At 39.3% G+C, this 25,359-nt stretch carries 27 protein-coding genes and 1 pseudogene; 8 read left to right on the forward strand and 20 right to left on the reverse strand.

Annotated features, from left to right (window positions below; all coding sequences use genetic code 11):
- Positions 1–16 precede the first annotated feature (16 nt).
- From PTET_RS13410 to PTET_RS19220, 8 genes are all read right to left on the reverse strand, one after another.
- Positions 17–556, reverse strand: coding sequence for a manganese efflux pump MntP (locus PTET_RS13410; protein WP_008109708.1), 540 nt, complete (start codon positions 554–556; stop codon positions 17–19).
- A gap of 51 nt (positions 557–607) precedes the next feature.
- Positions 608–1,339, reverse strand: a complete 732-nt coding sequence (qatD, locus tag PTET_RS13415; protein WP_008109706.1) for a Qat anti-phage system TatD family nuclease QatD — start codon at positions 1,337–1,339, stop codon at positions 608–610.
- The gene (gene qatC / locus PTET_RS13420) at positions 1,336–2,670 is read right to left on the reverse strand and encodes a Qat anti-phage system QueC-like protein QatC (protein WP_008109704.1); all 1,335 of its coding nucleotides are present in this window, start codon (positions 2,668–2,670) and stop codon (positions 1,336–1,338) included. The genes qatD and qatC overlap by 4 nt, the downstream gene beginning before the upstream one ends.
- Positions 2,663–3,550 carry a hypothetical protein gene (locus PTET_RS13425; protein WP_008109702.1) on the reverse strand — a complete coding sequence of 296 codons (888 nt, stop codon included), beginning with the start codon at positions 3,548–3,550 and terminating at the stop codon, positions 2,663–2,665. Before PTET_RS13425 ends, qatC begins: the two co-directional genes overlap by 8 nt.
- A gap of 1 nt (position 3,551) precedes the next feature.
- Positions 3,552–3,932 carry a hypothetical protein gene (locus PTET_RS13430; protein WP_244186363.1) on the reverse strand — a complete coding sequence of 127 codons (381 nt, stop codon included), beginning with the start codon at positions 3,930–3,932 and terminating at the stop codon, positions 3,552–3,554.
- Between the two features lie 9 nt (positions 3,933–3,941).
- Positions 3,942–5,122, reverse strand: a protein-coding gene (locus tag PTET_RS13435) for an IS3 family transposase (protein WP_096038911.1) whose coding sequence is annotated in 2 segments (ribosomal slippage) — positions 3,942–4,864 and positions 4,864–5,122 — 1,182 coding nt in all. Because the reading frame shifts where the segments join, the coding sequence is not laid out codon by codon here.
- Between the two features lie 61 nt (positions 5,123–5,183).
- Entirely contained in the window at positions 5,184–6,581 is a 1,398-nt protein-coding gene (locus PTET_RS13440; protein ID WP_244186364.1) for a KAP family P-loop NTPase fold protein, read from the reverse strand.
- 18 nt (positions 6,582–6,599) lie between these two features.
- Positions 6,600–6,845, reverse strand: coding sequence for a helix-turn-helix domain-containing protein (locus tag PTET_RS19220; RefSeq protein WP_016899212.1), 246 nt, complete (start codon positions 6,843–6,845; stop codon positions 6,600–6,602).
- A gap of 509 nt (positions 6,846–7,354) precedes the next feature.
- Between PTET_RS19220 and PTET_RS13450 the strand changes: the two genes are divergently transcribed.
- From PTET_RS13450 to PTET_RS13470, 5 genes are all read left to right on the forward strand, one after another.
- Positions 7,355–8,254, forward strand: coding sequence for a cation transporter (locus tag PTET_RS13450; RefSeq protein WP_013465880.1), 900 nt, complete (start codon positions 7,355–7,357; stop codon positions 8,252–8,254).
- A gap of 8 nt (positions 8,255–8,262) precedes the next feature.
- A complete protein-coding gene (locus PTET_RS13455) occupies positions 8,263–8,634 on the forward strand; it encodes a hypothetical protein (RefSeq protein WP_016899211.1) in 372 nt (123 codons plus the stop codon).
- Positions 8,635–8,706: 72 nt separating this feature from the next.
- Entirely contained in the window at positions 8,707–9,999 is a 1,293-nt protein-coding gene (locus PTET_RS13460; RefSeq protein WP_096038769.1) for a TolC family protein, read from the forward strand.
- Between the two features lie 71 nt (positions 10,000–10,070).
- Positions 10,071–10,967 (forward strand): efflux RND transporter periplasmic adaptor subunit, encoded by an 897-nt coding sequence (locus PTET_RS13465; protein ID WP_058155246.1) that lies wholly within the window; start codon positions 10,071–10,073, stop codon positions 10,965–10,967.
- Positions 10,968–10,977: 10 nt separating this feature from the next.
- Positions 10,978–14,091 carry an efflux RND transporter permease subunit gene (locus PTET_RS13470; RefSeq protein ID WP_058155247.1) on the forward strand — a complete coding sequence of 1,038 codons (3,114 nt, stop codon included), beginning with the start codon at positions 10,978–10,980 and terminating at the stop codon, positions 14,089–14,091.
- A 98-nt stretch (positions 14,092–14,189) separates the two neighbouring features.
- Here PTET_RS13470 and PTET_RS13475 read toward each other — a convergent pair whose 3' ends face one another.
- Together PTET_RS13475 and PTET_RS13480 are read right to left on the reverse strand one after the other, a co-directional pair.
- Positions 14,190–15,077: a cation diffusion facilitator family transporter gene (locus PTET_RS13475; protein ID WP_008464143.1), complete on the reverse strand. Its 888-nt coding sequence runs from the start codon at positions 15,075–15,077 to the stop codon at positions 14,190–14,192.
- A complete protein-coding gene (locus PTET_RS13480; protein ID WP_008464145.1) occupies positions 15,064–15,795 on the reverse strand; it encodes a transglutaminase-like domain-containing protein in 732 nt (243 codons plus the stop codon). The genes PTET_RS13475 and PTET_RS13480 overlap by 14 nt, the downstream gene beginning before the upstream one ends.
- Positions 15,796–15,874: 79 nt before the next feature.
- Between PTET_RS13480 and cadR the strand changes: the two genes are divergently transcribed.
- On the forward strand, positions 15,875–16,264 hold the full coding sequence (gene cadR / locus PTET_RS13485; RefSeq protein ID WP_008109677.1) for a Cd(II)/Pb(II)-responsive transcriptional regulator: 390 nt from the start codon (positions 15,875–15,877) through the stop codon (positions 16,262–16,264).
- A gap of 526 nt (positions 16,265–16,790) precedes the next feature.
- Here the strand turns inward: cadR and PTET_RS19225 are convergent.
- Positions 16,791–17,153, reverse strand: a pseudogene (locus PTET_RS19225) (recombinase family protein).
- Between the two features lie 433 nt (positions 17,154–17,586).
- Between PTET_RS19225 and PTET_RS13495 the strand changes: the two are divergent.
- Positions 17,587–18,108, forward strand: a complete 522-nt coding sequence (locus PTET_RS13495) for a DUF305 domain-containing protein (RefSeq protein WP_008109672.1) — start codon at positions 17,587–17,589, stop codon at positions 18,106–18,108.
- A 1-nt stretch (position 18,109) separates the two neighbouring features.
- Positions 18,110–18,841: a MauE/DoxX family redox-associated membrane protein gene (locus PTET_RS13500; RefSeq protein WP_008109669.1), complete on the forward strand. Its 732-nt coding sequence runs from the start codon at positions 18,110–18,112 to the stop codon at positions 18,839–18,841.
- Positions 18,842–19,057: 216 nt separating this feature from the next.
- Here PTET_RS13500 and PTET_RS13505 read toward each other — a convergent pair whose 3' ends face one another.
- The 9 genes from PTET_RS13505 to PTET_RS13545 form a co-directional block, all read right to left on the reverse strand.
- Positions 19,058–19,408 (reverse strand): hypothetical protein, encoded by a 351-nt coding sequence (locus tag PTET_RS13505; protein ID WP_004589646.1) that lies wholly within the window; start codon positions 19,406–19,408, stop codon positions 19,058–19,060.
- A gap of 50 nt (positions 19,409–19,458) precedes the next feature.
- Complete coding sequence (locus PTET_RS13510; RefSeq protein WP_008467865.1) at positions 19,459–19,830, reverse strand: hypothetical protein; 372 nt, start codon at positions 19,828–19,830, stop codon at positions 19,459–19,461.
- Between the two features lie 10 nt (positions 19,831–19,840).
- Positions 19,841–20,263 (reverse strand): hypothetical protein, encoded by a 423-nt coding sequence (locus PTET_RS13515; RefSeq protein WP_008467863.1) that lies wholly within the window; start codon positions 20,261–20,263, stop codon positions 19,841–19,843.
- The gene (locus PTET_RS13520) at positions 20,247–20,912 is read right to left on the reverse strand and encodes a methyltransferase family protein (protein WP_010558024.1); all 666 of its coding nucleotides are present in this window, start codon (positions 20,910–20,912) and stop codon (positions 20,247–20,249) included. Before PTET_RS13520 ends, PTET_RS13515 begins: the two co-directional genes overlap by 17 nt.
- Complete coding sequence (locus tag PTET_RS13525; protein WP_008467859.1) at positions 20,905–21,240, reverse strand: DUF2933 domain-containing protein; 336 nt, start codon at positions 21,238–21,240, stop codon at positions 20,905–20,907. The genes PTET_RS13520 and PTET_RS13525 overlap by 8 nt, the downstream gene beginning before the upstream one ends.
- A gap of 9 nt (positions 21,241–21,249) precedes the next feature.
- Positions 21,250–21,603, reverse strand: a complete 354-nt coding sequence (locus tag PTET_RS13530; protein WP_004589267.1) for a cupredoxin domain-containing protein — start codon at positions 21,601–21,603, stop codon at positions 21,250–21,252.
- 11 nt (positions 21,604–21,614) lie between these two features.
- Positions 21,615–23,858 (reverse strand): heavy metal translocating P-type ATPase, encoded by a 2,244-nt coding sequence (locus PTET_RS13535; RefSeq protein WP_008467856.1) that lies wholly within the window; start codon positions 23,856–23,858, stop codon positions 21,615–21,617.
- Positions 23,859–23,959: 101 nt separating this feature from the next.
- Positions 23,960–24,373: a MerR family transcriptional regulator gene (locus tag PTET_RS13540; RefSeq protein ID WP_008467855.1), complete on the reverse strand. Its 414-nt coding sequence runs from the start codon at positions 24,371–24,373 to the stop codon at positions 23,960–23,962.
- Positions 24,374–24,672: 299 nt separating this feature from the next.
- Complete coding sequence (locus PTET_RS13545) at positions 24,673–25,095, reverse strand: hypothetical protein (protein ID WP_096038770.1); 423 nt, start codon at positions 25,093–25,095, stop codon at positions 24,673–24,675.
- Positions 25,096–25,359 lie beyond the last annotated feature (264 nt).

The raw sequence follows: 25,359 nt of genomic DNA on the forward strand, positions 1-25,359 counted from the left end.
ATTCGGTGGTTCTGTGTCAACCAAGTAATATCTTAAATGCGATTGCGATTAACACTAAACCACCAAATAGTTCAGCTTTAGATTCCAGCCATACGCCACTTCTTTCGCCGATATTCACACCAATCCAGCTAAAGGCAAACGTCGTGACGCCTATTATCAAGCAAGCTACGGCTATATCTACCTCAAGCAATGTGATTGCATAACCTGCCGCCATTGCATCAATACTGGTGGCAATAGCAAGAACAAATAGCACACGATGAGTAACATTAGCAATATCTTCTTCAATTCCTTCAGATTGGGACTCATAAATCATTTTGCCACCGATAAATACTAGCAAAATAAAAGCTATCCAAGGTGCATAATCTTCAATCCAAGATGATAAACCTTTACCGCTGTAATAGCCTAAAAGAGGCATAAAGCCTTGGAAAAAACCAAAATAAGCAGCGGCTTTAATAAAGAGCTTTTCAGCATTTACTACTTTTTTAGAACCTAAGCCTATGGATACTGCAAACGCGTCCATACTGAGTGCTATAGCTAATACAAATACTTCAAACAAACCGATTAAACCTGAATAAAATTGTTATAAGATTACGTGACGTATAATTAGTTACTTGACTGATGTTAAACACCTAAGATTTACTGACAATTTTTCTATTATCAAAGCCTTATTTTTACACCAAATTTCAGCCAGATATTCAGTAACAGTGCCAACACTTGAAGGAAACAGAATATTCCCCGCCACTTTGGCGAAAGGTCCATCAGTTTCGAGTAGAACTCTATCTTGAGGTATCCACGATATTACTTTTTTAGCTCTGGCTGAAGTTAGCATGGCTGGCCCAATAGAGAAGAAACAGCCTAGCTCGACGGCTTCTAGAACTTGCTTCTTAGTACCTAAAAACCAATGAAGAATAGAAGTACCAGCATTGGGATGTAACTTAAGTTGTTCAAGAACTTCACCAGTCGCGTTAAGACTATGGATAGTTAGTATTTTGTCATCAAAGCCTTCACATTTTTTTAGAATATGCGTGAAAACCTCTAATTGATCATCAAAGTAATCAGCGTAACCTTTTGAGCCATCCAGTCCAATTTCTCCAATATATCTAGTTCTATCAACTAGCTTATCGAATAGTGCTAATTCATTTTTTCTTAGATGAGCAAGTTGAGGGTGAAGCCCCAAGGCCGTCTTACAGTGTTTTATGCCACTTGTTAACTGGACAGTACCTTCAAAAGCTGAAGGCACCGTAGTTACTGATAGCACGTAATAATTACTGCTTTTTATGTCGTTCAATACCTCTTGATGATCTGGATATAAATCAACGTGGCAATGAAGATCCATCATGACGATTTATCCGCTTGGAGAAATAATTCAACCTCTGCCAATCCTCGCTTAATAGTTGATTCTAATTTTTCTCGTATATCTTTTTCTTGTGGTATTGGCCCTGAACTTCGAAGCCAAGAACGATAGTTATCGGATTGTTTCAATCTAATAATGGCAGTTTGAACCGCTTGGAGATCATCGCGAGTATCTTTTTCTTTGATAAGATCTCTCAACCGCTTTGTCTTGTATGGCGCATCTTGTGTAAAACCAGCATGAAAAACTGACGCTCTTCGAATAAGGCAAGGTACACAATGCCCACACTGTTTATGTTCTCTGTGCCAATGACTGCATGAAACACTTAGGGGAACTGCTTTTCTAATTGCGTCTTGATCAACACATTCCGCTAACATTTCACCTTTAGTTTTGAATTGATAGGGGTTTACAAATTTGACATGAAACCCAGTGTCTCTAAGCAAAGATTCAAGCCTGCTTAGAAAATTAGGATGAGTAGTTCTAGTGCTATGGCTACCAATCCGTCTTCTGGTAAGCGGCGGATTTATAGAAATATAGCCATTCTCTGGGACGACAATAGTTTCAATACTGCTATCGCAATTAGCATTTCTTAAGGCTGATATACCAAGTACCGCCATAGCTAGGAAGTTAAAGCTTCTTCCCCTCATACTAATGTCAGTTTTACCTTCTAAGTGCTTAATAATATGGGGAGACATTGAATAGGACAATTCGCCGAATGGCGGGGATAATAATTGCTTAATGTCTTCTTGCTTAGCGCCATCACCACGATAAGCGTGACTAACCAAGAGAGGCTTTAAATCTGATTCTCCGTTCAAAATATCAATTGCACCAACTGCGCTATCAAGACCACCAGAAAAAAGGCAAACAGAGTTGAGTCCAATTAATGATTTTGCTTTTGCTTTCGCTTGCTCACTTGTTTTAGGAGTCGGCATCGGCATAGTTGTTTTTTCAAAAGTAAACAGCCATTGATCGCCTGTAAGAAAGTTGAGCAAAGAACTCAGTTCAGGTTCTACAAAATTCCACATATCCTCATCAGTTACAGGAACATGCAAATGCATTTTTCTAGCCCATGCATTTTCTGCATTATCCCTTAATTCAAATGTATCAGCAGCGGTAACGGCGGTAGCAATTGTTATCAGATCTATTGAATCAGCATCTACATTCAATCCTAAATCACGAACTGTTTGTAGTAGTTGTTTTGACACCAAGCTGTGCTTAGTGATGTCATTTTGATGCGTATGAAACATTTGGACAGGATGACAATCATCAGAAAAGTCAGGCAAGTTAGCAGGGTCATGGTTAAAGTAAAAATTAGTCATTAAAGCTCTCCCATTCATCAACCGTCATAGCAATAGCATCGGCTTGAATTTTAGTAATATTTTCTTTGCTAATAGTACTGGGGTTGCCATTAGTTACTTTGTCTAACTGCTCTTGTGTAATCACTTTTATTAGTTCCCTTAATTCAACTTCCATTTGATGATGCTTGCTTGCTGGCTCAACATGAAACCAAGCTCTGCCCATGCCTTCAACCACATCCTGAAAAATAAGGTCTGTTAAATAACAGCCTATGGCTTCTTGGATAACTTCGTCAGTAAAACTGTTTGGGTCAAATTCTTCTGTATCGGGGAGTGCTTCTTCTAGTGCGTAATCCAACGCAACTCTTACAGCATCCGAATCGGCATTATCAGGCGCTAAATGGCTAGCAATTTTGTCGATTGCTTGATCAGTCGATAGCCCAGTTAGATCACCTAATGATAAGCTTTGATTATTAACCGTTACGGTGTCGCCACGCATGACACCAAGCAATCCAGAACCAGCAGTTATGCCGCTTGATAGTCTCCTGCTTGTGCTTTTACCTCCGCCAGAGCCTTTTCTAGAGTAACTTTTTAATGAACGCCTTAGATCTGAGGTTGAGCCACCTGTTTGCGCATATTTACCAAATGCTCTTCTGGCACTGGCAAACCTATTTGGAGGCGGTGTTGCTGTAGGTGAACCACCGATTTCTTGTTGAACCTTGTCATTGTCAATATCATTGCTATTGTCATTCTGATCATCAGCTTGATTATTATCAGAGCCAGCTTGCTCATCCCCATCAGTACCTGATGCAGGTTCTATTGTGACAGGATCTCCTTGCTCTGCCCAAGATGGAATAAGTGGACTCTTATTATTTGGTCCTGTTGACGATGCGGACGTACCCATATTACTTAGTTCCCTCTAGTTCTTTTAAAATTGGATTAAGCCATCTTTGGCGGGGCAAGCTTTTTAAAAATGTAAGAAGACTTAAGCTACATTTATCATCCTGCTTGGCAAGTAACACAGCCCCATAAATGCCTGTTGGTCTTTCGGTCCAATCACCAATCAACTTAAAGTTTTCAATCAAACCATCCATGACTGACATGTATTCTTCCTTCGGAGTTGTGGTAATCGCAGTAGAGTTAACGCCACTGACCCTTACCTTTTGCTTCATTAATTCTTCTACGAGTTTTTGAGCGGCTCCAGACATTACCGAATTAACAGCCCCCATTGGAATGCTTTCTCTGCTCAGATATGCCGCTGGTGTCAAATCCATTTCAGTGAACATGTGTAGTGGTCAACTAATTTTGGCCACAGTTTTAGAATCTTGGTATCTAACCTCAGATTCATTTGGTGCTAAACTTGCATTATAATGATGTGGTCTAACGTTGTTGTAATATCCGTTGATATAATCACTCACACTATATTTAGCATCTTTAAAGTTTTCGTATCCAACCTTTGGCATCCACTCCGTTTTAAAGCTTCTAAAAAATCGCTCCATTGGTGCATTATCCCAACAATTTCCGCGCCTGCTCATACTTTGTGTAATTTTATAGCGCCATAAACGTTGACGATATTTTAAACTTGTATAATGACTACCCTGATCTGAATGAAACATCAGTCCTGTCGGTTTTCCTCTGCTTTCATACGCGAGTTCAAGTGCTTTTAGCGTTAAATTAGTATCTGGCGACAACGACATGGCCCAGCCAACTACTTTACGTGCAAATAAATCAATAACAACGGCTAAATAAGCCCAGCGATTACCTACCCAAATATACGTCACATCACCGCACCACACGGTATCTGGCTCAACAACATCAAATTGTCTATAAAGCAGGTTTGGAATTTCAAGGTGTTCATTACCACCACGTTTATATGAATGTTGAGGTACTTGGCAGCTTTCAAGCTTTAATTTAACCATTAGCTTAGCAGCACGATAACGACTCAATTCAAAATCATTGTTCGTTGCTATTGCCGCGATTGTCCGCGCCCCAGCTGAGCCGCCGCTCATTGCATGTATTGCTTTAACTTCAGCCTCTAGCCTTACTTGCTCTGGCGTCGGCGTTGTATCCCGTATAGCCCAATATTTATAGCTGCTCCGATGCACATTGAATACGTTACACAGCACGCTAATTGGGTAACGCTCTCGTTGGTTTAGTTTCTCAATTAACGAGAATTGTTCAGGGAGTCGGACATCAAGAGAGCGGTAGCCTTTTTTAATATATCCTTTTCTAATTCAATGCGTTGGATTTGCTTTTTAAGTTCGCGGATTTCAATTTGTTCGGGCGTCATTGGCGAAGCAGATGGTGACTGACCATTACGCTCTTGCTTTAATTGGGTAACCCATTTACTGACGGTTGATTTACCCACCCCCATAGCCTTGACTGCATCTTCTTGTGTATAACCTTGGTCCACCACAAGCTGAGCCGTTTCTAATTTGATTGCCGCAGAGTATGTTGCGCGTTTTAATTTCGTCATTTTTTCACCCAAATTTGTATGCTTATTAGCATAACATTTCTTTCTTAATGGGTGACCAAAATCACTGTACCACTACAATGGGAGGTAATTTCGACCATTTATCAATAAAAGCTAGGTCGAGTTTCCACTCTTCAGGTAAATTAATTTCGTCAAATTCGACTTCTGAATTTTCAAGATCCGCTAATACTTTTGGATATCCGTTTTCCTTATCAATTAATTCATAAAGCTTGTTGGTAGCCTGAGTGCCTAAGCACCTCTCAAAAATTACCAGCTTAGTGATAGTTTTTTCATCAAGCTGCATTCCTCTGCGATGAGCGGTTTTCTTTCTCATCTTAACCTGATTGAGTAATCGCTTAACTATGCGAGGGTTGCCGTTAATGTTTGTGGATTCAGCTAATAGTGGAGCTAACTGTTCAGCAACCACAAATTTACTTCTGAGTTCGGAATGCTTTTCAATCTCGTGATCTTGAAGTAGCTCGTCAACGGTAATTTGTGGTTGTTTCCACGACAGCCTTAATGACTCTTCAAGGGCACATCTTATCGTTTCTAATTGCGCATCGGTAACGCCGTGATCTTGAGCAGTAAGCATCATTAAATATGCCCTTATCTCCAGAACGCCGGGTCTTGGTACATGCACAGGAATTTGAATAAGCTTGTCTAAATAATCAGTTTGATGTCGTTGAGATGCACCTTTGTGATACTCAGGCACTGCCAAGCGGATCATGTCCTCATCGGCGGCAATAACAAATGCAGTATTGGGTAAAAATAGAAATAACCTGATCGCCTCAAGGGTCGAAATAGCATTAAATGGAGAGCAGCGATCTAAATTATCGACATAGACAATAAGTGGCTTATCAAACTCCTTTAACAGATCAGAATATGCTTTTCGGAATTCTTTAATTTCTTTAGGTGGTGAAAATGATTTATTATCTTTGATCAAACCTTTGTTTTTCTTCGCGACATCCTTAGCGCCATCGACAGCACCTTTTACATCATCAACATCCAGTTCACCATCGTCACCACCACTGAATAGTCCCATGATCTTCTGTATACCACCCATAGTTGGTATACCAGCTAATGCTGCACCACCATCCATTAGCAATCCCATCAGTCTGATCTTATCTATTCGTCCAGCAAACTCTTTTGCTTTTGCACTGAGATTTTTATCGTCTGCTGCTTTTTTAACTAAAGTAGATGCAATTGTTTCTAGTAACGCCGCTTTAGCGTCATCATACCCTTGGAAAGTCCATGCATCGAAATGTACTTGGATATATTCTTGTTCATCACTTTCCAGAGAAGCCTTAGTAAGTTCAAGAATCGTCGATTTTCCAGCGCCCCAATCACCAAAAACGCCTATACTAATAGGCATTAACTCCTTTTCTGTTATAAGATCTTTTATTGACTCAGCCGTTTCATTAAAATTTAAGAAATCAATTTTTGATTCTTTATCAGACCACATAACGTCTCCTTTTATTTATTATTTCTTTTGTTCCATTCTTTCAATAATTCGGTGAACCGTGGGGCGGCTAACAGAATATTTCTTCGCTAATGCAGAGATCGATTCACCATTTAATTTATCTTTATATAATTCTTTCGCTTGTTTGTCTGATAAAGCAGGCAATCTGCCCATGTGTTTGCCTTTAGCTTTAGCCTCTTCACGACCTTCTGTGGTTCTGGCTTTTATAAGATCCCGCTCAAGTTGAGCGAATATGTGGCTACGCATAATGTTTGAGATTATTTCTCATCAAGCCAGATTGGGTGAGTACTAGGAAATCTTCGTCAGATTTGAGCCTGAAGCAGTCGTAAACGATGGTACAAAATTACTTCAGCTAAAATTCACTTTGATACGAAACCGGACATTAGGCTTAGCGTATCTCATGACAAGTGTTCCAACAATATAGTCGTTGCTCTTACTTTTAAATTTAAATCTTGTTTTAGATCCTCTGTACAATTAGTAACACACCAACGCGACTTTAATGTGGAATTAGGATCATCGGTTAATTTATTCTATCTAGATAGCTCTTCTATTTTTTATCTTTGATAAACATCGGTATAAAACGGGCAGTCCAAATAATGTTAGCAGTGTTTGCTGTCACTACCCCCCAACAATTATTTTCTTGGAATAGCTATTTGAGTTACTTCCCAATCTTTTCAAATTAAATAACTTTTTATTTGACTCTATAGCCACTATAGATTTTATACTTATTTTAATATTGTTTCGGAATGTTAAATATGTCAGAAAAATGTAGTGGTCAGTGTCAATCATCTCCTACCAACGAAGACGTAAAAATTGATACACAATTAGATAACTATAGTGGCGCGTTTGTCAGTACATATAAAGTGCCTCAAATGGACTGTCCTTCAGAAGAGAGATTGATCAGATTAGCACTTGACTCAATTCAGCCTTCAGTTGGATTGCAGTTTGATATTCCTAATCGCTTAGTCAAAGTTTTTCATGATGAAAATTTAGATGAGATAACAAAAAAGTTACAACAACTTAAACTCGGTGCAGAGTTAGAGTCAACTAAACAAAGTTGCAGTACAGAAGCTGCAAAAGCAAAAGACTTAGCCCAAAAAAATGAGATGAAAGAAGCATCAACCCTAAAATGGTTGTTAGCCATTAATGGAGTCATGTTTTTTATAGAAGTAATTGCTGGGATTATTGCACAGTCTGCTGGCCTAATTGCAGACTCATTAGATATGTTTGCTGATGCTGCTGTGTATGGTTTAGCTATTTATGCCGTAGGTAAAAGTATTAGCATGAAACTTAGAGCAGCACATATATCTGGTGTGCTTCAAGTTATTCTAGCGCTAGGTGCTTTGAGCGAAGTCGTAAGACGCTTTGTTTACGGTAGTGAACCGATCTCTTCTTTAATGATGATATTTGGTGGAATAGCACTAATCGCTAACGTTGCTTGTCTGTTTTTGATATTTGGCAACAAAGAAGACGGCGCTCATATGAAAGCGAGTTGGATTTTTTCCGCAAATGACGTTATCGCAAACGTTGGTGTAATTTTAGCTGGCTTATTAGTTACAGCAACAAGCAGTCGTTATCCAGATTTAGTGATTGGTTTGATAATTGCTCTTGTCGTTTTAAACGGTGCTCGCCGCATCTTACAGCTAAAGTATTAAGCAGAGAAATGAAAATAATGCACTCATCGTATATCAAATCAAATATATCATACGTGATAATGATTTTAATCGCGGTGCAGTCTGTGTTTTTTTCGCTAGAAGAGCTTGAAATAAACTTAAGTGAAAGTTCTTTTAGTTCATCACTAACTAAGTCTATTACCCCGCTAAAAGCTCCAGAAGACTCCAATATGCTTGAGGTGAATAATAGCAACTCTTCAATTGATAATTGTAATTTTTGTTGCTGTTGTCACTTATTTTTAAATGCTGATTCTTCCTGTAACATTTTCCAAGCAATAGAATATTTCCTTACCTACGCCTTAGTTTCTCCTGAGCTAAAAGGCTATATCTCGGTGCCATTCCGCCCACCTAAATACGCCTAAATTTTATAGAAAATTATGAAAGGTCAAATGTTAATGACCGAAAAAAACATATAAATTTATAGGAAAGTATACATGGCACTTAATACCTGTGTGCATCGCAAGATAGCAATTTTGAGGTGTGTAACACCTCGGCTTAAATATATCGCGTTTCTCGCGTTGTCACTTTTTACATTTAATGTTTATGCCTTTGAAAAGCAGTTAAATCTTCAAGAGGCAATTCAGTGGACGCTTAAACAAAATCCTGAACTCAAAATATTTGATTTCAAACAAACCGCATTAACAGGACAAGAACAAACAGCAAGTTTAAATCCTGCTTATGAACTAGAAGTTGAAGCTGAGAACTTTGCAGGCTCAGGTGAATTTAATGCATTCGACAGTGCTGAATTAACAGTCGCTCTATCTTCGGTTATCGAAATGGGAGATAAACGCTCAGCGCGGATTGGACTTGTTTCAAAATCAAGAGCACAACTCAATGCTGAGAAAGAAGTCTCTGCGCTTAATTTAATGGCTCAAGTCACTGAGAAGTACGTGGAAGTACTTGCAGCCCAACAAAGAGTTATATTGGCAGAAAATGCTTTGAGCTTAGCACAAGAAACGTTAGAGATTGTATCTCAGCGTAACCGCGCAGGTGCTACTCCTGAGGCTGAAGTGAAACGCTCAAAAGCAGTTATTGCTCAGGCTAACCTCACCCTTCAATCTGAACAAAAGCGCTTGGAATATTTGAAGCTCTCATTAGCAGCCTACTGGGGGGAAAACTCTGTAACCTTCTCTGAAGTACAAGGGGATCTTTTTCAGTTTGGCAATGATAGTGACTTTAACAGCCTTTTTGCGAAGTTAGAGAAGAACCCTGCTATTCAAATCTATGCAAGTGAACAGCGACTAAAAGAGGCTGAAATACAGTTAGCTAAAACAGAGTCAACGGCCAATATCAAATGGTCTGTTGGTGTTAGGCGCTCTCAAGAAGCCAATGATACGGCACTGGTCGCTGGCTTTAGCTTACCTTTGTTTGCTGAAAAGCGAAATTCTGGTGCAATCGCTAGTGCGCTAGCAGAGCGTGACCAAGTTGCCATAGAGAAAGAGGCGACTAAGTTGAGGTTTAGAAATCACTTACTACGAGCATACTCCAATAGAAAACAAGCCATATTAACAGCTAATTCATTAAAGCAGTCGGTTATCCCAATGCTTGAAGATGCACTGGAAGATACTCAAGACGCCTATCAAAAAGGTCGATATGGATATCTTGATTATGTATCGGCTAGACAAGAGCTGTTAAATGCTCGGCGAACCCTCATTGATGCGGCATCTGCTGCCCTAATTTATGGCGCAGAGATAGAAAAACTAACAAACGAAGCGCTGTCACTCTAAAAAAAGCATCACTTTAAGCTTAATAACAATTTATTGATTCAGTTATTAACTGAATCGTTTAGGAATTAAAAATGAAAAACTATTTACTCGCACTATTGATTTTTATTGGGTATTTGTCACCCATTCAAAGTGTTTTCGCTAGTGAAGATGAACATGAAGGCGAAGAAGGCATAAGCAAAATCGACAATAACATGGCAAAAAAGGTTGGTGTTGAAACAGCCTATTTAGCTTCAAAAACGTTGAACCAAACTATCCCTGTATACGGCTCTACGACGATAGGCGCTGAACAATTATTTCAAGTTGGCGCTAGATATAACGGCGTTATAAAGACAATAAACTCCACTGTTGGTGATACGGTAAAAAAAGGCGATCTATTAGCCGTTATTGAATCTAATGAGAGCTTAAATACTTATAAAATAACATCGCCTGTTTCTGGGACTGTTTTACAGCGAAATGGAAATATTGGCGGTATCACGCAAAACACTAGCTTGTTTGAAATCGTCAATTTTGACACCTTGTGGGCTGAATTTAAGGTGTTTACCAGCCAATATAATCAAATTAAAGTCGGTCAACCTGTTGATATTGAGCATGGTGAACAGGCATTCAACTCAACCATCACCAATATAATTCCAGCTAAAGATCAGTCTTATGTTTTAGCACGTGTACGTTTAAACAACACTGAGTTAAAGCTAACGTCAGGTCAATTATTAAAAGGCAACGTCAAAATAAATCAATTCAAGGTGGATTTAGCCGTTGAGAAAGTTGCTATCCAAGAACTGGGGGGACAATTAGGTGTATTTGTTAAAGAAGATGAAGAGTACGAATTTGCACCGCTTGTATTAGGACGTTCAGATAAGAACTATATCGAGGTTATTGGTGGCCTCAGTAAAGACACTGAATATGTAAACAAAAACAGTTATCTGATAAAAGCAGATATATTGAAATCTGAAGTAGAAGACGACGATTAGGAGACGCAATATGATTGAATCAATTTTGCGTCTTGCAATAAATAGGCGCTACTTAGTATTAAGCTTGCTGATGGTAATCATCGGCGTTGGTATGTGGAGTTATCAAAAACTTCCCATTGATGCTGTTCCAGATATAACAAACGTGCAGGTACAAATAAACACTTCTGCCCCTGGTTATTCACCTTTGGAAGCGGAACAAAGGGTGACCTTTCCTGTAGAAACAGCCTTAGCCGGATTGCCAAAGCTGTCTCACACCCGCTCCCTGTCAAGATATGGATTATCTCAAGTAACCGTTATCTTTGAAGAGGGAACCGATATTTATTTTGCTCGCAACTTAATCAATGCAAGATTAGCTGCGATAAAAGGCGTTATTCCCTCTGGCTTAGAGCCAGAAATGGGTCCTATTTCGACAGGGCTTGGCGAAATATTTATGTATACCGTACAAGCTTCTCCTGATGCTAAAATGCCTAATGGAGAGCCTTATACCGCTATTGCCTTAAGAGAAATACAAGACTGGATCATTAAACCGCAATTGGCTCAAGTTAAAGGCGTCATTGAGGTCAACAGTATCGGCGGCTACAACAAGCAATATCACATAACACCGAAACCTGAAAAATTACTTTTTTATCGTGTGAGCTTTGAAGAAATATCTGATGCATTACGTAAAAATAATGATAACCGTGGCGCGGGTTATATCGAGCAAAACGGACAGCAAGTTTTAGTACGCTCCATTGGGCAACTAGCGACAATAGATGAGATCCTCAATGTCATCATCAAAAAGAACGATGGTATTCCTGTAAAAATAAGTGATGTTGCCAATGTTGCTATAGGCAAAGAACTTAGAACAGGGGCTGCTACTCGTAATGGCATTGAGACAGTGCTTGGTACAACCATGATGCTGATTGGTGAGAATTCTCGCACCGTTGCTTTAGAAGTGGAACATAAGCTCAGCGAAATACAAAAATCTCTGCCAAAGGGCATTACCGCAGAGCCTGTTTACGACAGAACAACGTTAGTAGATAAAGCGATTGCAACCGTTACCAAAAACCTCGTTGAAGGTGCGCTTTTAGTTATTGTTGTGTTATTTATTCTACTTGGAAATTTACGTGCAGCTCTCATTACCGCTGCTGTTATCCCTATTTCCATGTTAATGACAATCACAGGTATGGTGCAAGCAGGAGTATCTGCCAATTTAATGAGTCTCGGCGCATTGGACTTTGGCTTGATAGTGGACGGGGCTGTCATCATCGTTGAAAACTCTGTCCGTAGGTTAGCACAGGCCCAACACAACGGTCATAGGCAAGACTTAAGAGAACGCCTAAATACCGTTTTTGAAGCCACTTCAGAAGTGATACGTCCAAGCTTGTTTGGTGTGGCAATTATCACTGTTGTTTACATCCCCATTTTCACGCTAACTGGCGTTGAAGGGAAAATGTTCCACCCTATGGCGGCAACTGTCGTTATGGCGTTAATTTCCGCAATGATCCTTTCAGTTACACTGGTTCCTGCTGCTGTAGCTGTTTTTATGAAAGGTAAAATCAGCGAAAAAGAAAGTGTTGTTATTCGTTCAACCAAGTCTATTTATGAACCATTGCTAAAAATGGCGTTGAAATTTCGTTGGGTTATCGTTTCATTTTCGACGCTCTTAATGGGGTATAGCCTTTGGTTAGCAACAACGCTGGGTAGTGAATTTGTTCCACAGCTAAATGAAGGGGATATAACAGTCCAAGCGCTAAGAATACCTTCTACCGGCCTAGAGCAATCAGTAGAAATGCAAGAAGTACTTGAGCAACGTATTAAAGCGTTTCCTGAAGTTGATAAAGTATTCTCGCGCATCGGCACACCAGAAGTAGCAACTGATCCAATGCCACCGAGTATTGCTGATATCTTTGTTATTTTAAAACCACGTAAAGAATGGGCCGAACCTTCAAAGCCAAAGAGTGAATTAGTTGAAGAAATGGAAGAAGTACTGAAAAACATTCCGGGCAACAACTATGAATTCACTCAGCCTATTCAAATGCGTTTCAATGAATTGATTTCTGGCGTTAGAGCTGATGTGGGCATCAAAGTATTTGGCGATGACTTAGATCGATTATTACTTACCGCAAAAGATATTCTAAATATTGTGAAAACCGTGGACGGTGCTGCTGATGCCCGAATGGAACAGGTCACAGGTGTTCCATCTTTATCAGTAATTCCTAAACGAGAAGCGCTTGGTCGATACGGTTTGAGCGTTTCAGAACTGCAAGACTGGGTTGCTACTGCAATTGGTGGAGAATCTGCGGGGATCATTTATGAAGGTGACAGACGATTTGAGTTAGTTGTTCGCCTACCAGAGCAAACAAGAACAGATATCAATGGCTTGAAGCACCTGCCGCTTCCACTTGAGGGTGGTAACTATGTGCCACTTGAAGAAGTTGCAGAGCTTAAATCAGAGTCTTTACCTGCTCAAATTAGCCGTGAGAACGGAAAAAGAAGAGTTGTGGTTACCGTCAATGTTCGTGGCAGAGATTTAGGCGGCTTTGTAAAAGAAGTGAAAGCTAAAATTAATCAGGAAGGAGAAATCCCAGCAGGATACTGGCTTGATTATGGTGGAACGTTTGAACAACTAGAGTCAGCGAGTAAAAGATTAAGCTTAGTTGTACCGATCACATTAGTTGTAATCTTAGGTATTTTGGTTATCGCATTTGGTTCATTAAAAGATGCATTAATCATTTTCAGTGGCGTGCCTTTAGCATTAACTGGGGGCGTATTTTCACTTTATTTAAGAGACATGCCCTTATCAATTTCGGCAGGTGTCGGCTTCATAGCATTGTCAGGTGTCGCCGTATTAAATGGCTTGGTTATGTTGGCTTTTATTCGAGATCTTTGGCATGAAAAAGGCGACCTTTACGTAGCGATCATTGAAGGTGCCATCATTCGTTTAAGACCTATTTTAATGACGGCACTGGTTGCTAGTTTAGGTTTTATTCCAATGGCGCTAAACACTGGAATTGGTGCAGAAGTACAACGACCACTAGCAACAGTCGTTATCGGCGGTATTGTATCTTCTACCATTTTAACTTTGTTTGTATTACCTGTTTTATATCAATGGGCGCATGGCTCTGAGAGTAACAAACAGTAATCTGACGAAATTTAAAGCCCAAAAAGCAGCTTAATTAATAGGTTATGCCTAATTAAGCTGCTTTTTATATTGTATGCCCAACATTTTATTGATAAAGCTTACTGCGCTTCATCCCGACAATTTTCATTTAAAAACTCAAACTCTATCGTTGTATGCGATAAATGATAGGAAGATAATTTAGCTGCAACTTCTTGTTTAAGCCTAATTAATTCTTTAACGTCAAAGTTGTCACTCAGCTCAAGGTGCGCTGTTAAAACGTGACTTTCACCATCTAGTGACCAAAAGTGCATGTGGTGGATACCATTAACTTCAGGAAATTCCATTAGTGATAGTTTAATACGCTTTTGAGTCTCTTTATCGGGTGCAGCTTGAAGAAATAAAACGAGTGTTGATTTCAGGTTTTTGAAAACATTAAACAAGATGAACAGCGTGAACCCTATTGATAAAAGGGGATCTAATATCGGCAGTTCAGCGAACAACAGTACGATAGAGACTATAAGAACGGCAACCCATCCAAGTACATCTTCAAGAAGGTGCCATGTCAGCACTTTCTCATTTAATGTTTCACCCGCTTTTAATTTTAATACCGCATATCCGTTAACGGCAACGCCGAGTATCGCTAGCCCTAACATCCCCTCGACTACAGGCATTTCAGGATTGGACAGCCTTGGAATTGCTTCAAATAAAATCCAAATTGAGCCAATGATTAAAACAATACTGTTTATCAATGCGCCAAAGAGAGTAAGTCTACGATAACCATAACTAAACTTATCTGATGCTTCTTTATCTGAAAAACGACTTAAAATCCACGCAAAACCTATTGAAAGACTATCACCAAGATCGTGAACTGCATCTGCCATTATCGCAGTACTGTTAGTGAGCCAACCACCTATAAATTCGATAATAGTAAATGTCACATTCAGAAAAAATGCCCAACCAATACGATCATCTTTAGAATGCTGATGACTGTGACTATGGTTGTGCATTTTGTACCTCCAGTGCTTTTGTATTTCTAATTTTTGATACATTCATATTAATCAAATGGCGAATCACACCTTGATACATCCAACGTTTTACTCCCGACAAATTAGTACCCTTTTCAAGATAAAACTCATCAGGGGAATCATAAAGCCCAAAGTCGTCATGAATACCTTCTTTTTGAATATAGGTATCTTGGCCGCACCAATTTGTGTTTGGTGAAGAGAAACACTTTGTTGCAACACCATAGACACAAAAGTCATCTTTTGCTTGGCTAAATTTCTGCTGTAGTGAGCTTAAGTATTGCTCATCCAATATAAAGCCCTCTAAGTTTATCCAGCGTCCATCGAAATAAACTTCTACCCAACTATGAATGATGTATTTAGGTGCTAACCAAAATACATAGCTAGGTATAGCCCCTTTTTGTAATTGCTGATCAATGGTAAAACCATGGAAACGACACTGGATACCTAGTCCACGCAATAGCGCCATTAACAGATTACCCTTAGTATTACATTGCCCATAACCATCTGCTAGTACATCGCTTGCTGCTATATCATCACTCTTGTTATAGCCAAACATTATTTCATCTTTCACAAATTGGTATGCTGCTCCAATTTTGTTGAAATCGTCTAAGCTTTGCCATCCTCGCTGATCGATCAGGGATTGGATATCTTTGTGTTCAAAATTAACGATATTCGTATTGTTTAAATATTTCTCGGTCATTTTTTATATATCCTTTTCGTTGCATACTTATACTACAGACTCTATAGTAACTATAGAATCAAATGTCTGGGGGAAATTGATGAAAATAGGCGAATTGTCTAAAAAATCGGGCTGTTCTATACAAACAATTAGATATTATGAAAGAGAAGGATTACTGTTAAATCCAAACCGTTCAGAAGGTAATTTCAGGCTGTATGATAGTAAAGCACTTAAACAATTGGAGTTCGTAAAACATTGTCGCAGCCTAGATATATCACTCAATGATATTAAACGTCTTATCGAATTAAAAAATAAGCCAGAAGAAAGCTGCTCTAGCGTTAATGCATTAATTGATCAGCAACTTGCACTAGTGAATAAACGCATGAAAGAATTAAGGGCGCTTAAAGCTGAATTACAACAGATGGCTAGTGCTTGTGGTTCGAACAATACTATTGAAGCATGCGGGATCATTAAGTCACTAGATAGTTAACTCTGTTAGAGGCATACGGGCAGAATATAGAACATTAATCGACTATTGCATGTCCTAAATGTGGACAGATAAAAACGGAAGAAATGCTGACAAATTCATGTCAGCGGTATCACAAGTATGAGTCACACAAGGTTTTGCCAAACTATTGAATGGTGACTGGTGTGTTTACTTCTCATATGGAACAGCAAAATTCCGCCAATTCTAGAACGACAAAATTAGTTGCAGCCGTTAATGCACTAGAGTGTTTAAATTGAAGTTTATTATTGACTCTTCAACGTCTGCTTTACACTCTGAATTTTCGTTAATAACTCAAAAGCTAACTTCCGCTTTTGGCTAAGTGAAGTCATAAGGTATTCATTGATGCTAATGTCCGCAATGTCGGAGGAGCTGCCGTTAGCAAATAGCATCAAATTATCGTAATATAACTGATTGAGTCTCAGATATTATGATTAAAAAATCATACTTTCATAAAAAGAGAGATTGGCGGCATCCCTTTAAAACCTTTCAGTCTAAAATGAGATCAATCTCAATCATTATGCACAGTCACAAATACTCCACATAGGTTGATCATGGCAGTGGCAAACGGATTATCATTTTTGGTATTGAGAGAGCCGTCGATAATATTCAAACAAGCACCTTTCTTATGGATGCTTTCAATTGCCTCAAGAATAGATTTTAACGACCGTCCCAAACGGTCGAGGCGAGTAACAATAACTTCATCACCTTCCCTGATAAAGTCGATGAGTTCCTAAAGCTTTTCTTCATTTCGAATCGAAGCACCAGACTGTTTGCCTTGGAATATTTTTTCACAGCCCTGAGCGTCCAACTTGGACAGTTGAACATTTAAATCTTGTTCTTTAGTTGAAACTCTTGCAAAACCAACTTTCATATATACGAAACCTGTAACTTTCGCACACCTTAACAATTAAATGAACGAAAGTATATTAAATAAATTTCGTACATGAACGTAATAAAAAATAGAAATTCGTACACTACGGATAGAAAATGAATGACAATTCTAACTATAAAGTGACTTAATTATTTCACACGCTTCACTTGTACACGAGCTTGCCATTTGTTGAAGCTCAGCTTGTAGTGCTTTGAGTTCTCCCATTAGATTGTTAACTAAAGCCAATTTAGCCTGTGTCTATCATAAGTTCAAAACTTAAACTTTAGATATAAGCTGAAATTGAGTCAATCGTATTACAAATACTCTTATTGATACTGGCTCATTACTTGCACTTTTTCGAGAACATGACCACATGTAGAGAATAATAGGCTAACAGTGGGAAATATTTACACTATCAATGTAAGGATTACTTATGAAATACTCAAGATTTGCTGCAATGATCATCACCTCAACCATTGCTATGTTTGTCATGATGTATCTCAACACTTACGCAGTATCACATATATGGTTTAGTGAAACGCGTATCTATATGGCGTTGTATATGGGAGCAGGTATGGCAATGATCATGCTGGCCTTTATGCTTGGCATGTACAGTAACAAGAAGCTCAACATGGCTATTTTTCTATTGGCGACAATACTGTTTGCCATATGTCTTTATCTTGTTCGCTCTCAAAGCACAATTTCTGACACTGCTTACATGAAAGCGATGATTCCTCATCACTCCATTGCTATTCTTACTAGTGAGCATTCAACTTTGGAGGATGTACGCGTGCGTGAATTGGCAAATGGTATTATTAAAGCCCAACGAAAAGAAATAAAAGAAATGGAATGGCTGATTAAAGATATTTCTGAAAATGGAAAGGTCAGCTCACAAGCTCAGGCTGAGCAACGACCGCTCCCAAAGTTTGAAGGCACACTGAACAAAGGAGACTAAGATGACTAAGACAGCTACCCTGTACAGAATGGTCACTGACGAACATATCTGCCCCTATGGTTTAAGGTCGAAAGATTTGCTGGAGAGGCAAGGGTATGATGTAGAAGATCATAAGCTCACGTCAAGACAACAAGCTGATGACTTCAAAGCTAAGCATGATGTCAAAACTACGCCACAAACCTTTATTGAAGGAAAGCGTGTCGGAGGATACGATGACTTAAGAGAGTATTTTGGTAAAGATGAAGCAGGTCAAACTGGCACAACCTACACGCCCGTTGTAGCCATTTTCTCGATAGCTGCACTTCTTGCTGTCGCATCTCAACATTTTGCTTCCGGCTCATTTATCTCCATCAGAACACTGATGCTATTTATAGCTTTTTCAATGACGCTCTTAGCGGTGCAAAAACTGAAAGACCTATACAGTTTCACAAATTCGTTTATTACTTATGATTTACTAGCGATGAGATGGATAAGATATGGTTATATTTATCCCTTCATTGAAGCATATGCAGGTATTGGTATGGTTGCCCAACTACAGCCTCTCGCAGTGGCACCATTTTCATTGTTTATCGGCACAGTTGGAGCAATTTCAGTTTTCAAAGCCGTTTACATCGACAAACGCCAGTTAAAGTGTGCCTGTGTAGGCGGCGATAGCAGTGTGCCACTTGGATTTGTATCGCTATCTGAAAACTTATTTATGATCGCGGGAGCATTGATTATGCTGCTGATGTAAAGGTATAGCTCTATTCGGCGGCCCCTTAACTGTTAAGATTAGACCTAGGATGCCAGCCCACACCTTTCTAATTCATATGTAACATTTTTTCTGTCGTACTGGCATCAAGATAACCAGAACTGAGCAAACAATCTCAAAGGTTGTACAAAATAACACTAAAGTTTTTTCATTAAGTTTTATTGTTATGCTCTTGTGGTGGCTTTCGCCACCACTTTATTAGTTTTCAAGTTCCACCATATCTTTCGCTGCAATGTCACCAGACACTAGCTTTACAGTTGCGAAATGATCATTCACAATTTTAGTAATTTGTACCGTTCCTACCTTTTCGATAGTGTAGGGATCTTCACCTTCACTCAATACTATTCTTTCATGGAATCTAATAACACTGTATTTTTGCCCAACCTCTGCGCCATGCTTAGCACCAATACAGATTAGAGTTCGATTATCAGAACTTTCTACTACCTGACCTCTCATCATGTATTTATGATAAAAAGTGGTATTGGAACAACCCACTAAATATAAACCGAATGTAAGCAATAAAAGAGCTTTTATATAGGGTGTTTTCATCACTGTTACCTCATTTGACTAACTAATTATCTATACACTTTTTTATGAATTCATTTGTTTTTCCGGCCAGCCCCCGAAGGTGCTTGATGACAACTCCAAGGCTTATGAACAGAGTTATCTTTGATGTTCTGATCAACAAATTTATAGTAACTTTCTTTAGTATGTGTCCACCAATCATCATGAACATCTGCGCCATACTTACGGATTACCTCCTCAATCCCATCAAGGCTTACGTTTGCGGCATCATAGGCAAGGTGTATTTCACCTTCTTTGATGTTGTAACTAACTTCATCTATACCAAAAAGCTGATCTATTTCTTTTACTAACTCGTCACAGCTTTCTTCTGTGACATTGCTAAGCTTTAGGTTTCGAACAACTAAATTTTGCTCTTTAACGCCAACTCTATGATTTAAATCGCTCATAATTTTTCTCCTAATGTTTGTGTGAATGCTGTTGATTGCTATCTTTCATTTCTTCCATTTTACGGTTCATCTGCGGCATCATGTTCCCCATCATTTCTAAATGATGTTCAGCCATCTTGATTTGTTGATGCATTGGCATTTCTTCCATGTTTTTGTGCATGGATTGCATCATCTTCATCATTGAACGGTGATGTTCAACCATCATCTGCTGTTGCTTTTCAGGATCTTTTTCAGTTTTAATGGCATGGACTTCCTTTTTCATTTCCATCATCTTTTTGTGCATTTCTCCCATGTTCTCATGTGGTATTGCCATGCCTTGATGCATATCAGCTTTGTTCGCACCTTCATGCTTATGCTCATTGTTTTGGGCAAATGAGCTAGTGGTTATAAGTAGTGAACTAATAAATAAAATTGATTTAGTTAACGTTTTCATGATTTTTACCTTCTACACTTTTATTAAAATTTGGGATCCAACTTGGTGTCGATTCCATATACCTGTGGTACTCCGAACCAAACTCAGCAATCGCTTGTGCTTCTTCGCGTTTCGCTAGCTTGACGTAAACAACGACTAAGATCGGAAACATCGCAAGTGTTGGGATTGTCGGCCACTGCAATAAAAAGCCGAACATGATTAGAATGAAAGCTACATACTGTGGGTGGCGACACCTTGCATACCATCCAGTTGTAGCCAATTGATGATGTTTTTGCGCGTGATGCAATACATTCCATGCTGAAGACAACATAAAGAAACCTGCAACAATTAACACCATACTCACTATATGAAATGGGTCCCAATGGGCATCACCTTGAAATCCAAAGAAAGTATGTAATAAATGCCCATTTTCATGCGCAAAGAAATTTACTTCTGGATAGGTCTCCGTCAGCCACCCCGACAGAAAATAGATAGTTAAAGGAAAGCCATACATTTCAGTAAATAGGGCAACAATAAAGGCAGAGAACGCGCTTAGACTTCTCCAATCAGTTGATGTTTTTGGTTTGACAAAACTAAAGGCAAAAAAGATAAAAATTGCTGAGTTCAGTATCACCATTGACCATAAGTCATAATCATATGTTTCATTCATCACTGCTCTCCTTTTTATGTGATTCCTTACGTGCCTTTTCTAACCCTTGTATGTAGCCATCGCGATAGGCTGCATTTTTATCCGTGAGTTCTTGAAAGCTCTCTTCCTTTTTTTCATCAGGCGCATGTGAATGATCGTGACCATGTTTACCATGACTGCCATGCATAAATACGTGCATCAAGGGGCATAGCAATAAAATCAAGTAGGGAAGAAATTGCAGCATATGTTGACCATGCTCAAGCACTAAGAAGTAGGTCACTGCGGCAATAAGTGCCAGTGCAGCCCAGCCTGTAGGTGTTGACCAAAAATTAGGGTGTTGATTTTTCATATTGCCCTCCTAAACGACTTTTAAGACACCGCGATACATTTGCATCTGACAGTGAAACTCATGCTCTCCCGGTGATAAGTTCAATAGGGTAATTTGAGTAATTTCATTTAATTTAAGCTGTTCGCTTATATCCAATGAAGGAATAAGCATTGTTTCAGCGCAGGGGGATTGATCTTTGCGCATAAACTTCAGAGTGACAGGTTGGCTAGCAGACACCTGAATTGAGGATGGGGAATACACACCATCCCTCACTTCAATGAGTACTTCATTACCTTGAACGATTGTTTTATTGGGTTTATATAGCCAAAACCACCAAACAATCAGCGCGATTAACATTAAGCCTAATAAGTTAATAACCATCATTGTGATTCTCCTTAATGCTCTTTTGCTTTAAAAAAGCGAAGTCGATTTGCATTTGACACTACAGTCAATGACGAAAACGCCATTGCAGCACCTGCAATTACAGGGCTAAGCAGAATGCCAAAGAAGGGATATAGAACCCCCGCAGCAAAAGGAATCCCGGCTACGTTATAGACAAACGCGCCAAACAAGTTTTGTTTGATATTTCGTAAAGTAGCTTTGCTTACCGCTATGGCATCAGCAAGGCCATGAAGTGAACCACGCATTAGGGTAATGTCAGCACTTTCGATAGCTACATCAGTCCCTGTGCCTATGGCGAAGCCAACATCGGCTAACGCTAGCGCAGGAGCATCGTTGATGCCATCTCCTGTCATACCAACAATTTCGCCGCCTTCTTGTAGCTCTTTCACCTTGTTGGCTTTATCTTCTGGCAGCACTTCAGCAAGAAACTCACTAATACCCACTTTTTTAGCTACGGCGGCAGCGGTTTCCTTGTTATCACCCGTTAACATGATGACGCGTATACCATTAGCCTGAAGCCGTTTGATAGCAGAGATTGAGTCTGACTTGATAGGATCTGCAACAGCAATGATTGCTGCAAGTTCACCATCTACAGCAAAGTACATAGGTGTTTTGGCTTCTTTGGCTAAAGACTGTGCTTGTTCAACAAAGCCTGTGAGGTCTATGCCTTTTAACTTCATTAGTTTATCGTTTCCGAAAAGCAGGGCTTTGTTGTTGCAGCTTGCTTCTACACCAAAACCCGTAATGGCGTTAAAGGCTTCAATTTTTAGTAACTCAATATCCTGATCTAACGCACTTTCAACAATCGCTTGCGCTAAAGGATGCTCTGAGCCGCTTTCTAAACTTGCTGCAAGCTGTAGTACGTCTTTTTCGTCAGTAGCTTTTGCTAAAATAATATCGGTTACCTTAGGTGCCCCTTCAGTAATAGTGCCCGTTTTATCTAAAATCATGGCAGTGATTTTAGAGGCGGTTTGCAGTGCCTCACCGTTGCGAATAAGCACTCCGGCTTCTGCTGCTTTTCCTACTCCCACCATGACAGACATGGGTGTTGCCAAGCCTAAAGCACACGGGCAGGCAATAATAAGCACAGTAGTTGCTGAAACGATGGCAAAAGCAATGGCTGGCTCAGGTCCAAAGTTAAGCCATGCTAGCGCACTTAACACAGAGGTGATCATCACGACAGGTACGAAAAAAGCTGAAATAACATCGGCCAAACGGCCAATCGGCGGTTTCGAATTTTGTGCTCGTTTCACCATATTGATGATCTGTGCAAGCGCCGTGTCTTTACCAACGCGTGTGGCTCTAAATAAAATCATGCCTGATTTGTTCAAAGTACCTGCGACAACCTCATCTTCTTCAGCTTTTTCAGCAGGCATAGGTTCGCCTGTCAGCATGGACTCATCAATAGAGGTGTGTCCTTCCAATACCACGCCATCGACGGGAATTTTTTCACCCGGTTTTACCTTCACAATATCGTTAAATAAAACCTGCTCAATACCTATCTGAACTTCTTTGTTGTCACGAACCACGGTTGCTGTTTTGGCTTGCAAGCCGATAAGACGTTTAATGGCCTCAGAGGTTTTACCTCTGGCTTTGATTTCTAATGCTAAACCTAAATCAATTAAGCCAATGATCATGGCGGTAGCTTCAAAATAAACATGCCGTGCCATCAATGGAACAGCGTCAGGTGCAAACACGACAACCATCGAATACAACCAAGCCGTGCCTGTTCCTAAAGCAATTAGGGTGTCCATATTGGCTGAATGATTTTTGAAGCTCTTCCATGCTCCTACATAGAAATGCTTGCCTGAAAAATACATAACACCAAAAGTTAAAATGCCTACAACCAACCAAGAAATTCGTTCAAGGTTTGTTTCAACCGTCATTTCTCCAACTACAATGCTGTAGATCATCAAAGGAACGCCGAGTGAAAGGGCAATAAACGTATCGCGCATTAGCTTTTTGTAATATGCAAAATCCGCAGCCTCTTTCTCATCAAGCGCATCTGTTGCTGAGCTATCATCAATTGGCTTCGCGTTATACCCCACTGACTCAACAGCTTTGATCAACTCTTTTGTTTTAGCTGTCCCATAAACTGTTACTGTCCTATCAGCAAAATTCATTTCCGCACTGACGACTCCAAGAGTTGCCTTCAACGCCCCTTCAATTTTGCCTACACAGCTAGCACACCCAGCACCTTCAATGATAAGCTGTTGGTTATGTGATACTTTCTCCAACGTATTCTCCTTACTTTTACACGAAGAGGATTGAGCTTTTGCCTGACAGCAACAGCCTGATTCAGTTTTTATATTTGTGTTAGTAGCCACCCTTTTTCCTCCTATGCTTTTTTAATTTGCTCAAAGTTTTCGATGAGATGACAAACCATGTTTGCAGTCGGTGCTTTGTCTTCCATTTCTTCCCATCGAGAAAGCGCAGAAGACATTTTTCCTCGAAGTGCCAACATTGCTTGAAACTGCTTTTCTGTTTCTTCAAGCCGCTCTTTGATCAGGCTTCTGACTAATGGGCACGCACTTTTACCATCTTCAGATTCATTAATAATTTCCTTGATATCTGCAACGGAAAAACCAAGGTTTCTGGCACTTAAAATGAATTTAAGTCTCGATACTTCTTTATTCGAGTATGACTTGTAGCCGTTCACTGACTTAGCAGGTTTTAACAATCCTAATCTGGTGTAATAGCGCACCGTATCAGCAGTCGTTCCAAGGCTTTTTGCCAGCTCCGCAACTTTCATATTCACTCCTCAGTTTTTTAGCTAAGTTTGTACTCTCATCTTCAGCTTAGACCTGTGTCTAAGACACAGGTCAAGTACTAATTCTAGTGAATAAGCTAAAAACTAATTTTTTGGTAAAAGAGAAATCTCGGTCAAAATCGACAGCATTAAGTACTGTAAATAGCAATAGTTTGAGCATGTTCATCATGCCTCCAAAAAATATTGTGCTAATTGTTCAAAACGGTTGGTAATTTAAACCAATCAGTAAATCGTTTTATTTTTGATGGGACTGGCGAAAAAAAGGCGCACTGATCCCGTGATTAGCCAATAATTGGTGGACGATAAAGTAAGAGATGGATACCAGATTTTGGTAGGGGTATACGCTGTAGAATTAGCTCAGAATGAATATTGCAAATACCTTCCTCTTGCGCTTGCACAAGATAGGCATTTAAATGAAAGCTTGTACAAAAACCGCCTTCACAACAAACACAATCACCAGCTTTACATTTTTCACAGTCTTCATCACCATGACGGTTTTTAGAATCTTGCGAATTTTCAGTGTGATAGTGACTATTGTCATTCATTGATTGATGATGCATATTTTTGCTTGGTTGTATAATATGCGTGTCGGAAGATCCATTTTGATGTTCTTCACAATTCATTGGTTTAGCAATAGCAAAGCCATGCTGCGTAAGCAACAGAGTAATTACCACTATTTTAAACCACTTGAAAAGTCCAAACATTTTAATTCCTTATTTATCACCTACAATATTAGCCACTTTATAAAAATAATTTTATGATCTTGATCAACCTTTGAACTAAAACCTAAACTTTTTACTTTTTACTTTTTACTTTTTACTTTTTACTTTTTACTTTTTACTTTTTTAAACAGCTTTAACTTCACAAGTATAAAAGGGGTGTCTAATTTATACTCATGAGATTGAAGCCAAGCATGAGCACCATTAAAAGAAATAAAAACCCTACGCTCATAACTAGGTATTGAGTAA

It is taken from the genome of Pseudoalteromonas tetraodonis (assembly GCF_002310835.1).
GTDB classification, from domain to species: Bacteria; Pseudomonadota; Gammaproteobacteria; order Enterobacterales; family Alteromonadaceae; genus Pseudoalteromonas; species Pseudoalteromonas tetraodonis.

Excerpts from the sequence above, each read along its gene's own strand:
- qatD (WP_008109706.1), bottom strand. The coding sequence starts at position 1,339 with ATGATGGATCTTCATTGCCACGTTGATTTATATCCAGATCATCAAGAG.
- qatC (WP_008109704.1), bottom strand. The coding sequence starts at position 2,670 with ATGACTAATTTTTACTTTAACCATGACCCTGCTAACTTGCCTGACTTT.
- PTET_RS13425 (WP_008109702.1), bottom strand. The coding sequence starts at position 3,550 with ATGGGTACGTCCGCATCGTCAACAGGACCAAATAATAAGAGTCCACTT.
- PTET_RS13430 (WP_244186363.1), bottom strand. The coding sequence starts at position 3,932 with ATGTTCACTGAAATGGATTTGACACCAGCGGCATATCTGAGCAGAGAA.
- PTET_RS13440 (WP_244186364.1), bottom strand. The coding sequence starts at position 6,581 with ATGTGGTCTGATAAAGAATCAAAAATTGATTTCTTAAATTTTAATGAA.
- PTET_RS19220 (WP_016899212.1), bottom strand. The coding sequence starts at position 6,845 with ATGCGTAGCCACATATTCGCTCAACTTGAGCGGGATCTTATAAAAGCC.
- PTET_RS13450 (WP_013465880.1), top strand. The coding sequence starts at position 7,355 with ATGTCAGAAAAATGTAGTGGTCAGTGTCAATCATCTCCTACCAACGAA.
- PTET_RS13455 (WP_016899211.1), top strand. The coding sequence starts at position 8,263 with ATGAAAATAATGCACTCATCGTATATCAAATCAAATATATCATACGTG.
- PTET_RS13460 (WP_096038769.1), top strand. The coding sequence starts at position 8,707 with ATGGCACTTAATACCTGTGTGCATCGCAAGATAGCAATTTTGAGGTGT.
- PTET_RS13465 (WP_058155246.1), top strand. The coding sequence starts at position 10,071 with ATGAAAAACTATTTACTCGCACTATTGATTTTTATTGGGTATTTGTCA.
- PTET_RS13470 (WP_058155247.1), top strand. The coding sequence starts at position 10,978 with ATGATTGAATCAATTTTGCGTCTTGCAATAAATAGGCGCTACTTAGTA.
- PTET_RS13475 (WP_008464143.1), bottom strand. The coding sequence starts at position 15,077 with ATGCACAACCATAGTCACAGTCATCAGCATTCTAAAGATGATCGTATT.
- PTET_RS13480 (WP_008464145.1), bottom strand. The coding sequence starts at position 15,795 with ATGACCGAGAAATATTTAAACAATACGAATATCGTTAATTTTGAACAC.
- cadR (WP_008109677.1), top strand. The coding sequence starts at position 15,875 with ATGAAAATAGGCGAATTGTCTAAAAAATCGGGCTGTTCTATACAAACA.
- PTET_RS13495 (WP_008109672.1), top strand. The coding sequence starts at position 17,587 with ATGAAATACTCAAGATTTGCTGCAATGATCATCACCTCAACCATTGCT.
- PTET_RS13500 (WP_008109669.1), top strand. The coding sequence starts at position 18,110 with ATGACTAAGACAGCTACCCTGTACAGAATGGTCACTGACGAACATATC.
- PTET_RS13505 (WP_004589646.1), bottom strand. The coding sequence starts at position 19,408 with ATGAAAACACCCTATATAAAAGCTCTTTTATTGCTTACATTCGGTTTA.
- PTET_RS13510 (WP_008467865.1), bottom strand. The coding sequence starts at position 19,830 with ATGAGCGATTTAAATCATAGAGTTGGCGTTAAAGAGCAAAATTTAGTT.
- PTET_RS13515 (WP_008467863.1), bottom strand. The coding sequence starts at position 20,263 with ATGAAAACGTTAACTAAATCAATTTTATTTATTAGTTCACTACTTATA.
- PTET_RS13520 (WP_010558024.1), bottom strand. The coding sequence starts at position 20,912 with ATGAATGAAACATATGATTATGACTTATGGTCAATGGTGATACTGAAC.
- PTET_RS13525 (WP_008467859.1), bottom strand. The coding sequence starts at position 21,240 with ATGAAAAATCAACACCCTAATTTTTGGTCAACACCTACAGGCTGGGCT.
- PTET_RS13530 (WP_004589267.1), bottom strand. The coding sequence starts at position 21,603 with ATGATGGTTATTAACTTATTAGGCTTAATGTTAATCGCGCTGATTGTT.
- PTET_RS13540 (WP_008467855.1), bottom strand. The coding sequence starts at position 24,373 with ATGAAAGTTGCGGAGCTGGCAAAAAGCCTTGGAACGACTGCTGATACG.
- PTET_RS13545 (WP_096038770.1), bottom strand. The coding sequence starts at position 25,095 with ATGTTTGGACTTTTCAAGTGGTTTAAAATAGTGGTAATTACTCTGTTG.